General features: G+C 49.6%; 8 protein-coding genes. 5 read left to right on the top strand and 3 right to left on the bottom strand.

Features of this window, described 5'->3' with window-relative positions; translation table 11 throughout:
* The first annotated feature begins 111 nt into the window (after positions 1 to 111).
* Complete coding sequence (locus tag AC0J5I_RS12480; protein WP_475300357.1) at positions 112 to 3,741, top strand: PD-(D/E)XK nuclease family protein; 3,630 nt, start codon at positions 112 to 114, stop codon at positions 3,739 to 3,741.
* Positions 3,738 to 7,550 (top strand): helicase-exonuclease AddAB subunit AddA, encoded by a 3,813-nt coding sequence (addA, locus tag AC0J5I_RS12475; RefSeq protein ID WP_475300353.1) that lies wholly within the window; start codon positions 3,738 to 3,740, stop codon positions 7,548 to 7,550. The genes AC0J5I_RS12480 and addA overlap by 4 nt, the downstream gene beginning before the upstream one ends.
* Before the next feature lie 107 nt (positions 7,551 to 7,657).
* Here the strand turns inward: addA and AC0J5I_RS12470 are convergent, their stop codons facing one another.
* The 3 genes from AC0J5I_RS12470 to relB all read right to left on the bottom strand — a co-directional run bounded on the left by AC0J5I_RS12470 (position 7,658) and on the right by relB (position 8,760).
* A complete protein-coding gene (locus AC0J5I_RS12470) occupies positions 7,658 to 8,119 on the bottom strand; it encodes a DUF2798 domain-containing protein (protein WP_475300350.1) in 462 nt (153 codons plus the stop codon).
* A gap of 150 nt (positions 8,120 to 8,269) precedes the next feature.
* Positions 8,270 to 8,536, bottom strand: coding sequence for a type II toxin-antitoxin system RelE family toxin (locus tag AC0J5I_RS12465; protein WP_475305713.1), 267 nt, complete (start codon positions 8,534 to 8,536; stop codon positions 8,270 to 8,272).
* A 2-nt stretch (positions 8,537 to 8,538) separates the two neighbouring features.
* Positions 8,539 to 8,760 carry a type II toxin-antitoxin system RelB family antitoxin gene (gene relB / locus AC0J5I_RS12460; protein ID WP_475300346.1) on the bottom strand — a complete coding sequence of 74 codons (222 nt, stop codon included), beginning with the start codon at positions 8,758 to 8,760 and terminating at the stop codon, positions 8,539 to 8,541.
* A gap of 192 nt (positions 8,761 to 8,952) precedes the next feature.
* On the opposite strand from relB, the gene AC0J5I_RS12455 reads away from it, so the two are divergent.
* The 3 genes from AC0J5I_RS12455 to AC0J5I_RS12445 all read left to right on the top strand — a co-directional run bounded on the left by AC0J5I_RS12455 (position 8,953) and on the right by AC0J5I_RS12445 (position 13,855).
* A complete protein-coding gene (locus AC0J5I_RS12455; protein WP_475300343.1) occupies positions 8,953 to 11,829 on the top strand; it encodes a sigma-54-dependent transcriptional regulator in 2,877 nt (958 codons plus the stop codon).
* Between the two features lie 217 nt (positions 11,830 to 12,046).
* A complete protein-coding gene (locus AC0J5I_RS12450) occupies positions 12,047 to 13,033 on the top strand; it encodes a mannose/fructose/sorbose PTS transporter subunit IIA (protein ID WP_107995272.1) in 987 nt (328 codons plus the stop codon).
* Between the two features lie 21 nt (positions 13,034 to 13,054).
* Positions 13,055 to 13,855 (top strand): PTS mannose/fructose/sorbose transporter subunit IIC, encoded by an 801-nt coding sequence (locus AC0J5I_RS12445; protein WP_475300339.1) that lies wholly within the window; start codon positions 13,055 to 13,057, stop codon positions 13,853 to 13,855.
* The last annotated feature ends 3 nt before the right edge of the window (positions 13,856 to 13,858 follow it).

Raw genomic sequence — 13,858 nt, 5'->3', positions numbered from 1 at the left:
GAAATCCAGCTTAAATGGATTTCCGCTTTTTATTTACCCTTTAACTCAAGGTATCCCCACCCCCTTATGGTAAAATAACATTATTGACATACACGAACAGGAGGCGATCCGATGGGGTTGCAGTTTATTTTAGGCAAGGAATCGGCGGACAAGAAACAAGCGATATATGAGCGGATTTCGGGAATCATGACTGAGGAGCCGGATGCGGAGGTGTTTGTGCTGGTTCCGGAGCACGCGAAGTTCGAAGCGGAGATGTCGATTTTGGAAAAGCTTTGGGAATTCGAGACTTTTCGCGGGCAGGATATGATGGGTTCGATGAATCTGCAGACGTTCAGTTTCAGCCGGTTGGCGTGGTATTTGCTGAAGAAGTCGCCGATCTTCCAGCAGCAGCAATTGTCGGAAGCCGGCCTCAGCATGCTGGTGCGGAAGATTTTGATGGAGAAAGAACAGGAGCTGATCCTTTTCCGCCGGGAAGCCAACAAGGAAGGCTTCATCAAACAGCTGACTGATCTGTTTCTGGAGCTGCGCAGCGGCCGCATCGAAGAGGAAGATCTGCAGGGGATTCTGGCGAACCAAGCCGAATCCGGCAATGAGGCCGATTTCCAGCTCAAGTTGACGGAACTGAAGGAGCTCTACCATGCCTTCAATGAAGCGCTGCTGGATAAGTACCTCGAAAAGGAGGTCATTCTTGAGGCGCTGGCCGGTGTCATCGAAACGCTGGATATGCAGAACACCTATGTCTTCATCGACGGCTTCTACCGTTTCACGGCCCGCGAGCTGCAGATCGTCACGACGCTGCTGCGCTCCGCAAAACAAGTCACGATCACATTGGCGCTGGACAAAGCCTATGTCAGCGAACCGCCGGCCATGCATCAGCTGTTCTATACGGCCGGATCGACCTACTACACGCTCTATCATTTGGCTAGGGGTCTGCGCGTTCCTGTAATGAAGGACCAACGGATTGCGAAGGACACGGATGGGTATAAGGATGCTATGTTGGTTCTGGAGAATTATTGGATCGCATCCACCGATGCGACCGCCAACAAAGTCCAAGGCTCATTCGAGCTGACTGCCGACCAGAAGGAAGCTATCCGGGTCTGGGGCTGCGAAACGAAACAGGCGGAAGTTTTCCACGTTGCCAACGAGATCAAGAAACTGGTCGCCGAGGACGGCTACCGCTACAAAGACATCCTGATTTTGGCGCGGACAGTCGAAGAATACGAAACGATGGTGAAGCCGGTTTTCGACAAGGATGGGATGGATGTCTTCTACGACAAAGCGGATGCCATGAAGCACCATCCGTTCATGGACTTCATCGACGCATTGTTCCGCATCCGCCGCCATCATTGGCGCTATCCGGACATCATGCGCTTGCTGCGCACGGAACTGTTGACGCCGGCAAACCATGAAAATCCGGCAGGGCTGGAGGAAATATCGGCAGCCGTTCTGCGCTTCCGCGAACAGGTCGACGTGATTGAGAATGTCTTGCTGGCATATGGCTATGAAGGCAACAGCTGGCTTTCTAAAGATGACTGGTATTTCGCGACATTCAGGGACGAGGACGGCAACAGCAACCAGAGCCCCGAGGACAGGCGGATGCAGGATACTTCCAACGAGGTCCGCAATTATCTGAGGGATCTGCTGCTGCCGTTCTTCCAGAAGATGGCGAAGGCCAAAACCGGACGGGAAGCAGCGAGAAACCTTTACAATTTCCTGATCGCCGCCAAAGTCGACAAACAGATGTTGTTCTGGCGCGATGAAGCCTTGGCGCAGGGGAACCTGATCCAGGCGCGGCAACAGGAGCAGATCTGGAAAGTTTTCCTGAATCTGCTGGACGAATACGTCGAAATTCTGGGGGACAGCCCTTTCCAGGCTGCAGCTTTCCATGAGATCCTTTTGACCGGTTTCCAGAACGCGACCTTCAGCCTGGTGCCGCCGAGCATCGATCAGGTCGTCTTCTCGAGCATCGAGGGGGCACGTTTCGAGCCGGCCAAGGTGGTCTTCCTGATGGGGATGACCCAGGACCATTTGCCTGCGCAGAAAGAAAACAAATCATTGCTGACGGAAGAGGATCGCGAGCGTCTCAGCGCTTCGTTGAATAATAATGAAGAGAAATACCTGCACCCGACGACCTCGGAATCGATGGCCGCCGAACCGTATGTGGCCTACCAAGCTTTCCTTTCGGGGACGGAGAGGGTCATCTTCAGTTATCCGATGAGTGCGGATGACAGCAAGAAATCGCCGAAGATTTCGCCTTATGTGTCGCGCGTAGCCAATGCGCTACAGATCCCTGTCGAAATCAAACACCAGGACATCGCCGATGCGGAGGATACGACTGCATTCCTTGGCAGCAAACAACAGAACATCAGCCAACTGGTCCATCTGCTGCGCCACCAGCGCGCGACGAACGTGCCGGTTCCGACGCTATGGAAATACATTTTGACCTACATCTCCAAGGATCCGCAAGCCAAACGGATCATGCAGCAGGTTTTCGCCAGCCTCTGGCACAAGAACGTGCCGAGCAAGCTGACGGCTCCGGTAGCCGAACAACTCTACGGGAAAGAGCTGTATCTGTCAGTCTCGCAGCTCGAGCGCTATTTCGAAGATCCGTACAGCCACTTCCTGCAATACGGCCTGAAGCTCAAGGAACGGGCGAAATACGAGCTGTCCGCTGCCGGCACAGGCGAATTTTTCCATGAAGCTTTGGAAAAGATCGTCAACCAGCTGAAGAGCAGGCTCATCGATACCGCTGATCTGAGCGAGGAGACGGTCAAACAGATTGCCGATGCCGTCCTGGATGAGCTCTACGGGAGCGAAAAATTCAAAATTCTGAGGACCTCCAACCGAATGGCCTTCATCCGCGACCAGTTGGGTGAAACGATCCAGAAAATGGCTTGGGTGCTCAACCAGCACAGCCGACGGACGGCGCTGAAGAACATCCGCACCGAAGCGGTCTTCGGGCAAATGGGCGGCGAACAGATGCTGGATGGGCTCGACATGCCGCTGAACAACGGCGGCACCTTGCACATCCGCGGCAAGATTGACCGGATCGATCTGGTCAATGCCGGGGACTCGAATTACCTGACCATCCTCGACTACAAATCGAGCGCGCACAGCTTCGATTTCTCCGACGCCTACTATGGCTTGGCGATGCAGATGATCACCTATCTGGATGTGGCTTTGCTGAACGCGGACAAGTTGCTGGCCGGGAAAACCTTGCCGGCAGGGGCCTTCTACTTGCACGTCAAGAATCCGTTCATCAAGCAGAACAGCTTCATGACATTAGAGGATTACCAAAAGACGATCATCACCGATTACAAGCTGAAAGGGTTGTTGTTGAACGATACGGCCGTGTTGGACCTGATTGATCCGTCTGTTGAAAGCGGCCAGGCTTCGGAAATCTTCACCTTCAAAAAACTCAAGGCCGGCAATCTGGGCAAAAATGACGATTTGATCACACTGGATGATTTCAACCATTTGATCGCTAAGAATCGGGCAAACATGGTGGAGGCCGGCGACAAGATTCTTTCCGGCGACCTGAAGCTGGACCCGATCAAGGAACGGCCGTATACGCCGACCGTCAGCGGGCCTTATCGCGCCATTTCGCAGTTCGACAACACGCTGCCGGAGAACCGTTACCGCAAGTTCAGCAAGTTGACGAAGGATGAAGTCCTTTCGAAGATCAAGCAAGAACGCGACGAGAATAATCAAGAATCCAACGAGGAAGGGGAGGAGCAATGATGACGGGCATACCGGCACGCACACCCAATGAAAAATTCACGGAAACGCAATGGCAATCGATCTACCAGACCGGGGACAACATCCTCGTCTCCGCCTCGGCAGGATCCGGCAAAACGACGGTCCTGATTCAGCGGATCATCGAAAAAGTGAAGGGCGGAACGAACGTCGATGAACTGCTTGTCGTCACCTTCACCGAATCGGCAGCCAAGGAAATGAAGGAGCGGATGACGGGCGCCATCCAGACCGCCATCAACGAAGCCCAGTCGCAGGAACAATACCTGCACCTGATCAAGCAGCTCTCGCTGATGCCGCAAGCGAACATCTCGACGATCCACGCCTTCTGTCTGAAGGTCATCCAACGCTATTTCTATCTAATCGATCTGGATCCGGTCTTCCGCTTATTGGCGGACACGATCGAAGTCGAGCTGCTCAAGGAGGACGTCTGGGAAGAGGTCAAGGAGGAGCTTTACGGGGAGCCGGATACGCACTTCAAGAATCTGGCCAAGGCCTATTCGAAGGACCGCAGCGATGACGATGTGATGAAGCTGATCTTCTCGCTTTATGATTTTTCGCGCGCGAATCCGATTCCTTACCGCTGGCTGGATTCCTTGCCGTCTCTGTACAACACCGAAGACGGGTTGACGAACAGTGTGCTCTACCAAGAATTGCTGAAGCCGCAGTTGCTGAGCCTGATTGAAGGCATCCGCTACGACATCGAACAAGCGCGGCATCTGGCCGGAGATGACGTGGATACGGCTGCCCAACGCGAAATTTTTGAAACCGAACAGGGCTATGCCGACCGCCTGTTGGAAGCTGTCCAGCAGGATGACTACGAATTGGCCTACACGATCGCAAACGAACAAGTGCAGTTTGCGCGTTGGCCGAGCAGCAAGAAGGCCGATCCGGATGAAGTGAAGGATCAAAAGGCGCTGCTGAAAGGCCTGCGCGACAAATACAAGAAGGATTTCGCCGCACTGAGCGCGCAGTACCTCAACAGGCCGCTTGCTGAACAGGAGGAAGTGCTCCTCGGCATCCACCCCTATGCGGAAGAGATGGCCCGGGTGACGAAACGCTTTTCCGAAGCCTATTGGGAACGAAAATTGGACGACAATGTGCTCGATTTCAACGATCTGGAGCATCTGACGCTGCAGATTCTGGCGCCGATCGCCGAGGACGGGGAGCGCAAGATGAGCGACGCGAGCGCCTATTACCGCAATAAATTCGAGGAAGTGCTGATCGATGAATATCAGGACGTGAACCAGCTGCAGGAGAGCATCCTCTACTGGGTGACGCGGCACCAGCCGGAAACCGAGAATCTGTTCATGGTCGGGGATGTCAAACAGTCCATCTACGCCTTCCGCTTGGCTGATCCAAGCCTGTTCCTGCGCAAATACGCGGCCTTTGCCGACAAAAACGGCGGAGAACGGATCATTCTGGCGGAAAACTTCCGATCGCGCGCAGAAGTCATTCATTTCACGAATTTCATCTTCGAACAGCTGATGGACGAAAAAGTTGGCCAGATGGACTACGACGAAGCAGCGAAGCTCCAGGCCGGCAACAAATCCTTTCCGGAGAGCGAGCGCAACCAGACGGAACTGCTGATCTACCTGTCGGAGAATGCCGACAACGGCGAGGAAGCCCTCACGCCGGAGAACGATCTCGAAGCCGACCTGACGATCGACGATAAGACAGCCGGGGAAGTCACGATGGTAGCGCAGAAAATTAAGGCGCTGATCGATGAGAAGTTTCTGATCTACGACAAGAAGAACAAGGAAGAGCGACCGCTTTCCTACCGTGACATCGTGCTGTTGACGCCGACGAAGAAAAACAACCTCGTCATCCTTGAGATCTTCAAGGATTTCCAGATACCGCTCATCCTGAACGACACGGAAAGCTATTTCCAGCGCACCGAGGTCTCGATCATCCTGTCCTTGCTGAAGGTAATCGACAATCCGCGCCAGGATATCCCGCTGGCGGCAGTGCTGCGTTCGCCGATTGTCGGTTTGGACGAGAAGCAGCTGGCGCTGATCCGCATCCAGCAGAAGAACGGCGATTTCTACGAAGCCGTGCAGCATTTCATCAAAATATCCGAAGCTACTGAAATCGACCAGACTGCGGAAATCAAGGACGCGCACAGCAAATTGGCCCTGTTTATGGGACGCTTGCACGAATGGCGCAACACGGCCAGACGGAGCAGTCTCGTCACCCTGATCTGGACCATCTACAACGACACCCATTTTTTGGATTACGTAGGTGGCATGGTAGCCGGCAAGCAGCGGACGGCCAACCTGCATGCACTCTACGAGCGGGCCAAGAAGTACGAGGAAACGAACTACAAAGGGCTGTTCCAGTTCATCCGCTTCATCGAGAAGATCCAACAGCGCGACAAAGATTTGGCGGAGCCGACTTCCTTCAGTGACGATGAGGATGCCGTCCGAGTCATGACCATCCACGCCAGCAAAGGGCTGGAGTTCCCGGTCGTCTTCCTGATGGATCTGTCGAAGCGGTTCAACCTGAGCGACACGCAAAGCAAATATATCTTCTCGGAGACGCAAGGACTCGGGACCGATTATTTCGACGTCCAACAACGGGTCCAGTATCCGTCCTTGGCGCGCCAAGCGTTGGCGATCGAGAAGAAGAAAAAATTGCTGGCTGAAGAGATGCGTAAGCTTTATGTGGCTCTCACCCGCGCCGAGCAGAAACTGTTCCTGGTCGGTTCCTATAAATCCGAGGAGAAGCTCTGGGCCGATTGGCAGGTGGCCGACGGAACAAGAGGAAAGCTGCTGCCGGATTATCTGCGCCTGCAAGCTAGCTCAATGATGAAATGGCTCGGTATGTGCCTGTACCGGCATGAGGATGCCGAGAACGACCATTTCCCTAAGGAGTATCGCGGCGAACTGACGCACTATCCGGTGCACTTTAGCATCCAGACTTACCGCGAGGAAGACCTATTGTCCTACATCCCGGTCGCCATGGAGGAAATCAACGAATCGAAGTGGAAAGACGAAATCGAGCAGATGGCGACGGCAAAAGTCGAAACGCATGAACATTCGCTGGCGGAAGAGATGAAGCTGGCTGTTGCCCTGATGGAGGCGAAATATAACCACGAAGCGGCAACGACTACAACCAGCTACCAATCCGTTTCGGAGATCAAGCGCCTGTTCGAGGATCCGGATGAGAGCCATATGCTGAAGCTGGACCTTTCCGACACCAAACGGGTCTCCCGCTATGTGGAGCCCGAATTCCCGCGTCCGCGCTTCATGCAGGAGATGGTGATGCCTAACAGCGCCGAGATCGGTACCGCGACCCACTTCGTGATGCAGTCCGTGGATCTGGAAAAGGAAATCACCGCAGCCTATGTGGCGCAACTGTTGCTTGAATTGGTAGATGAAGGGTTGCTGGAGAAGGCTGTTGCGGAGAGGCTCGACGCGGAACAGATTGCGTTGTTCTTCCGGACGGAATTGGGCCAAGAAATCCAGGCGAATGCCGACAGGGTGAGACGGGAGATGCCGTTCTCGCTGCTGATCCCGGCAAGCCGGATATTCGCGGAGATGCCGGAAGACTCAACCGACAATCTGCTGATCCACGGTATCATCGACGGCTTCATCGAATACGACGATCATATCGTCCTCTACGACTTCAAAACCGATTTCGTGGGCGATCAAGCGCCGGTATTGCCCGAGAATATCGTCGACAAGTACCGCGGCCAGATGAACCTGTACAAAAAAGGCCTCGAGACTATCCGTCAGAAGCCCGTCAGCGCTGCTTACATCGCGCTGTTGTCGAACCATACGAATGTGGTTGTCTGATTAATGCGGTATGTTGTTATTGAACGATAAACAGAAGGTGCAGCATCCTTGGTTATTGCCAAGTGTGCTGCACCTTTTTTGATATTTCAACAATTGTGCGCTAAAGTTTATTCCAAAATAAGCTGACTATTGGCTTGGATATTACCAAGAATTGTCCGAGAAATAGGTCCAACAACCAACAATTGTAATGGCAAAGCGACAATAACATTCATTCTCCACGCTTCACTATAGGCCGCCCATAAATTATCAGGGATGCCGCCTTCAATAAGAACACCGAATAATGACATGAAAGTGACCATCCCTAGAACCATCAAACTGGAGATTGTCAAAATTAACTGCAACTTATTTTCTTTTTTGATGGGTAGTCGAAAAGCAATTTTCTTTGCGATCACTCCTACAACGAATACGTCCAAAATAAATGCGACAACAAATCCTGGCACTAAGCCTGCCACAAGCGGCACAAACCCTAATTTATCATGTAACAGCAGATTGTAAAGGCTCATTCCTAACACCATCATAGAGCACATTATCGTCGTAAAAATAATTCCTTCTTTTTTGTTTGTGGGCATATAAACACTCCTTCTAATTTTTGTGCAACGTCAACCATGGTATCACAAATATAGAAAGCGTGTAAGAAGTATTTTCAGGATTAATTTAAGTATTTTGAAATTCATTATCTGGCTATTATATAGGGGAGTGTGACTAGAGACAGACTCTTTCTATTTATAGATATCTTTCCGGTGGCCGATTTCAAGAACTAATATAGTGATTGTATCATCATTGATGTCTGCAATCAGACGGTAATCACCAATCCGATAACGCCATTCACCAGAATGGTTCGCGACAAGTCCCTTTCCGTGCTGTCTGGGATTCTCCGTATCCACCAGATTCTTTTTTATCCAAGATAAAATGATTTGTGCTTGATAACGATCCATTTTCTTCAGTGTCTTTTGAGCACTGTTTTCAAATTCTACTTTATATGCCACCATCAGAAATCTAATTCCTTCATCATTTCATCGAAAGAAATAACTTGAGGGTTCTCAACGTGTTGTTTCATGGCTACATGGTAAAGATCTAAGTCAATTTCATCTTCGATTTTTTCTAATACTGCATTCCTGAAGAGAGCAGAAATCGTAATGTTTTTGGCTTTCGCATATTCTTTGATTAATTTTTCTTCTTCTTCATCCATGCGTAATGATATAGTGCTCATTATAATCACTCCTTTGTATGTACATTGTATTACAAATGCAACTATTGTTCAAATGTTTTGAAAGCCTATTGGGGATATTTGCCAACCCGCTGAAAAAGCAGGCTGTGGAACGGCACTTTTCGTAAGCTTCCACTTTCGTTTTTTTCGGGACTATGGTACTTTTATGGGGATGAAGTAAAAGGAGGAATCTCGATGAAACGAATTGATCGAATCTACGAGTATATCAAAATCCGCTCAGAGGAGTGGGCAGAAGCTGCTTTTGAGCAAGAGAACGACGGTGTGACGACTCAGGAAGTCGTGATGCAGCTCGATATCAAACGGCCCAACGCAAGCAGCGACTTAAATGAGCTCGTGCGTCAGGGAAAGCTGATCAAATCCTCTGGACGGCCAGTCAGATATGCGGATCACTCTTTGAAAAGCCAGAAGCGACCATATAAAAAGATGGACTCATATATAGAAGACCAACCCAAGCCAACAGCAAGGGCAACCAGCGAAACACGCGTGCCTGGTTCTGAAATTTCTCGTGTTCCCGCAACCCGGGAGGGAAAGGCTGTGGGCAGCCGCGATAAAAATAACGAAGGATTTGCGAATGTAGTCGGGTCGAATGACAGTATGCGGACTCAAGTTGATCAGGCAAAGGCCGCGATTCTCTATCCTCCCAAGGGGTTAAGTTGCTTGATCACCGGACCGACAGGAAGCGGCAAAACCTTTTTTGTGCATTCGATGTTTCGTTTCGCGCAGGCAAATCAAGTGTTCGCAGCTGATAAGGAGCTGGTTGTGTTCAATTGTGCCGACTACGCGCACAATCCCGAATTATTGATGGCTCACTTGTTCGGATACCGCAAGGGTGCTTTTACAGGAGCGACGGAAACGACGGACGGCTTGATCCAACGGGCAGACGGCGGGATGCTCTTTATGGATGAGGTGCACCGCCTGCCGCCTGAAGGGCAGGAAATGATTTTTTATCTGCTGGATCACGGCACCTATAATCGATTAGGCGAAACCGATAAAGCCAATAAAGTCAACGTCCGTCTTGTTTGTGCAACGACGGAAGATCCCGCTTCCAGTTTGCTCCAGACCTTTGTGCGACGCATCCCGATCGTCATCAAATTGCCGCAATTTTCGGAGCGTCCGATTGCGGAACAGGTGGATTTGTTGAAGCGGATGGTCGCGATCGAAGCCAACCGAATCCAAAGAAGTATCCATGTGAAACAGGATGCTGTGAAGGCTTTGATCGGCAGCGTAACCTACGGGAATGTCGGGCAGCTGAAATCGAATGTCCAGCTGGTTTGCGCGCGGGCCTTTTTGAACTATATGAATTCCAGTGAAATTTCGATCACGCTGGATGAGCTCACGCCGGAGATCCAAAACGGTCTGCTCAATCTGGCGAATAATCATCGCGAGCGCTTGAATGAGCTGACTCGGATGCTGGAGCCCGTGCTGACGTTGGTGCCGAATGAAGGAGCGGAAAGTCCGCTGATAACCGATTCCTATGAGCTACCTTATAATTTGTATGAAATTATCGGGAATAAGGCCGCGCTGCTGCGGGATGAGGGGCTTGATAAGGAATCCATCAACCATTATATTACGACCGACATCAATGTCCATCTGAAGTCTTTTTATCGCGATACCGGTTTGACCTTTGACACCGAGAAAAAGCTTTCCGAAATCATTGATCAACGCATTATCCGCTTTGCCAAAAATATGTTTGAGTATGCCCAAGATCATTTGGATTATCACTTCCAACGGAATTTCGTCTATGCGATGAGTCTCCATATCAGTTCGTTTTTAAAGCGGATTCAACTAGGGGAAAGCAGCCGGACGCTCCATGCAAGCATCAAAAATATGGTGGAGGATTATCCCCAAGAGTTTACTGTAGCTAAATGGATGAAGCAGGAGCTGCAAAAAGAATACAGCATTAAAATTCCTGAGGTAGAAACCTATTATCTGACGTTGCTGCTTGTTTCATTAAAGCAGGACAAGGCCACAGGGCGAGTGGGTGTTGTTATTGCAGCCCATGGCAAGAGTACGGCAACGAGCATGGCGGAGGTTGTCACGACCTTGTTGGGGGTCGACAATATCCGCGCTGTCGACATGCCTCTTGAGATGAAGCCCCAAGTGGCGCTCGAAAAAATTATTCATTGTGTCCAAGAAATCGATCGAGGGAGCGGCGTCATTTTGTTGGTCGATATGGGCTCACTGGCGACTTTTTCGGAAAAAATCACAGAAAAAACAGGGATTGAGGTCAAAACGATCGATATGGTCACGACCCCGCTCGTATTGGAGACGGTACGCAAGACGGATCTTGTTGAAACGACACTTGATGAAATTTATCGTTCGCTCCAATCTTTTCGTGGGTATGCAGGCAGCAACGTGACCACGCGCGAAGAGAACGGCCATTCTTTAAAGCGCAAAAAGGCAATCATTGCGATCTGCGCTTCGGGTGAAGGAACAGCGCAAAAGATGAAAGAGCTCATCGACAAGCATTTGGAGAAATATTTTGATGTGGAAATCGAGGTGCTGCCGATTTCGGTGATTGAAATGGATGAGCAGTTGGTTAGCTTGCAACAGAAGTATGAAATCCTTGCTACAACAGGGATCGTCAAACCCAAAATCGATGCCGTTTACATTCCAATGGAACATTTTTTCAATGGGGATGCCGAAAAAGTATTGGACTATTTAGTGGAAGAGTCCGAAGCCTATGATGACAGTGAGTTGACAGCGGAAAAGGCTAAGCAGATATGCGTGGAATACATGACGGAAAGCTTTACATTCTTGAACCCGCAAAAACTGATCGAACCTTTGTGGAAATTCAGTCGTTCCTTATTGAAAAATGAAGAAAATTATTCCCAAGCAATCAATCAATTGATGCATATCGCGGGAATGTTTGAGCGTTCCCTGCGCCAAGATACATTGATCGCACCGCAAGAAGAACTGGAAATGACGGAACAGACAGAAACATTTAAACAGCTGGAACAGTCCATGAATCTCCTCAGCAGCACCTTCCAAATTGAAATGCCGAAAGATGAAATATACTATTTGCAGCAATTGTTGGCCTACCAAGACTAACGCTATTAGCGATACAGTGTCTGATACACTAAAGCCGAACAAAAACGATACACTAAAACACTGTGGGTTTTAGTGTATTTTTTTCGCTTTTTTATCCAAAGGAATGGGCCATACACTAAGTTGGCACGCTTTTTGCATATAGTATTATGTCTGGTAAATGGCCTGCCAAGTTATTTATCCAAACAGTCACAAAATACATTCAATAGGAGGTAAACAAATGGTAGGAATTATCCTAGCAAGTCACGGGGATTTCGCTGAAGGCATTATGCAATCTGCCTCGATGATTTTCGGCGAACAAGAAAATGTCAAAGCAGTGACCTTAGCGCCTAGCGAAGGACCGGCCGATGTCAAAGCTAAAATGCAAGAGGCCGTCGCATCTTTTGACAACCCAGAGGAAGTATTGTTCTTAGTCGACCTATGGGGCGGAACACCGTTTAACCAAGCCAACAGTCTTTATGAAGCACATAAAGACACATGGGCAATCATCGCTGGAATGAACCTTCCAATGGTCATCGAAGCGTACGCAGCAAGGTTGAGCACTGACTCAGCACTTAAAGTTGCTGCACAAATTCTTCCAGCAGCGAAGGATGGCGTAAAAGCTAAACCGGAAAGCCTGGAGCCTGTAAAAGTGGAAGCGGCTTCTAAGGGGCAAGCGCTGAAAGGCAGCCTTCCCGCAGGGACAGTCGTTGGCGATGGCAAAATCAAGTTATCTCTCGTTCGTTTGGATTCAAGGTTGCTTCACGGACAAGTGGCAACAACCTGGGCGAAAACAACTGGAACAGATCGGATCATCGTGGTTTCGGATGATGTCTCAAGAGATGAATTGCGGAAAAACCTTATCGTGCAAGCGGCTCCTCCAGGAGTCAAAGCCAATGTAATTCCAATCAAAAAAATGATTGAAATTGCTAAGGATCCACGTTTTGGGAACACTCATGCTCTGTTGCTTTTTGAAAACGTGCAAGATGTCCTTCGGGCGTTGGAAGGTGGCGTGAATATTGAGCAACTAAATGTTGGATCAATGGCTCACTCTGTCGGCAAAGTTGTTGTGAATAAGGTCTTGTCAATGGGACCTGCAGATGTGAAAGCATTTGAAGCATTGAAAGAAAAAGGTGTTAAATTTGATGTCCGGAAAGTTCCGAATGATTCATCGGAAAAAATGGATACGTTGCTGAAAAAAGCTAAAGAAGAATTAGCTAAGGCATAACAAGAAAAGAGGAGGTATATTATGTCAGTCGTTTCAATTATTCTTGTCATCATCGTGGCATTCTTTGCCGGGATGGAAGGCATTTTAGATGAATTCCAATTCCATCAACCGCTCGTTGCATGTACACTTATCGGACTTGTCACAGGTAATCTTGAAGCTGGTATTATTCTTGGTGGATCATTACAAATGATCGCCTTAGGTTGGGCAAATATCGGAGCTGCTGTAGCTCCTGACGCAGCACTTGCATCTGTTGCATCGGCAATTATTTTAGTTTTAGGTGGTCAAGGCGTAAATGGCGTTTCATCCGCTATCGCCATTGCGATTCCTCTGGCTGTTGCTGGATTGGTATTGACAATGTTCGTTCGTACACTCGCTGTTCCTATCGTTCATTTGATGGACGCAGCTGCAGAAGAAGGCGACTATCGCAAGATTGAATGGCTTCAAATGGGGGCTATTGCCATGCAAGGTTTGCGTATCGCAATTCCTGCTGCTTTGCTTCTGTTCATCCCTGCTGACGCTGTCCGTTCTGGGTTGGAATCAATGCCAGGTTGGTTGACTGATGGAATGGCAATCGGTGGCGGTATGGTCGTAGCCGTTGGTTATGCAATGGTAATCAATATGATGGCCACCAAAGAAGTATGGCCATTCTTCATCATTGGTTTCGTTGTTGCCGCTGTATCACAATTGACGTTGATCGCATTAGGAGCCCTAGGTGTTGCAATGGCCTTGATCTACTTGAACCTTTCCAAAATGGGCGGTTCCGGTAATGGCGGTTCTGGCAATATGGGTGACCCACTCGATCAAATTCTGAATGACTATTAGGAA

It is taken from the genome of Trichococcus sp. TS_SC_9 (assembly GCF_056156325.1).
Note: the sequence above shows the minus strand (reverse complement) of the source record. Positions and strands in the feature narration are given on the sequence as shown.

Excerpts from the sequence above, each read along its gene's own strand:
- AC0J5I_RS12470 (WP_475300350.1), bottom strand. The coding sequence starts at position 8,119 with ATGCCCACAAACAAAAAAGAAGGAATTATTTTTACGACGATAATGTGC.
- AC0J5I_RS12480 (WP_475300357.1), top strand. The coding sequence starts at position 112 with ATGGGGTTGCAGTTTATTTTAGGCAAGGAATCGGCGGACAAGAAACAA.
- AC0J5I_RS12450 (WP_107995272.1), top strand. The coding sequence starts at position 12,047 with ATGGTAGGAATTATCCTAGCAAGTCACGGGGATTTCGCTGAAGGCATT.
- addA (WP_475300353.1), top strand. The coding sequence starts at position 3,738 with ATGATGACGGGCATACCGGCACGCACACCCAATGAAAAATTCACGGAA.
- AC0J5I_RS12455 (WP_475300343.1), top strand. The coding sequence starts at position 8,953 with ATGAAACGAATTGATCGAATCTACGAGTATATCAAAATCCGCTCAGAG.
- AC0J5I_RS12445 (WP_475300339.1), top strand. The coding sequence starts at position 13,055 with ATGTCAGTCGTTTCAATTATTCTTGTCATCATCGTGGCATTCTTTGCC.
- relB (WP_475300346.1), bottom strand. The coding sequence starts at position 8,760 with ATGAGCACTATATCATTACGCATGGATGAAGAAGAAGAAAAATTAATC.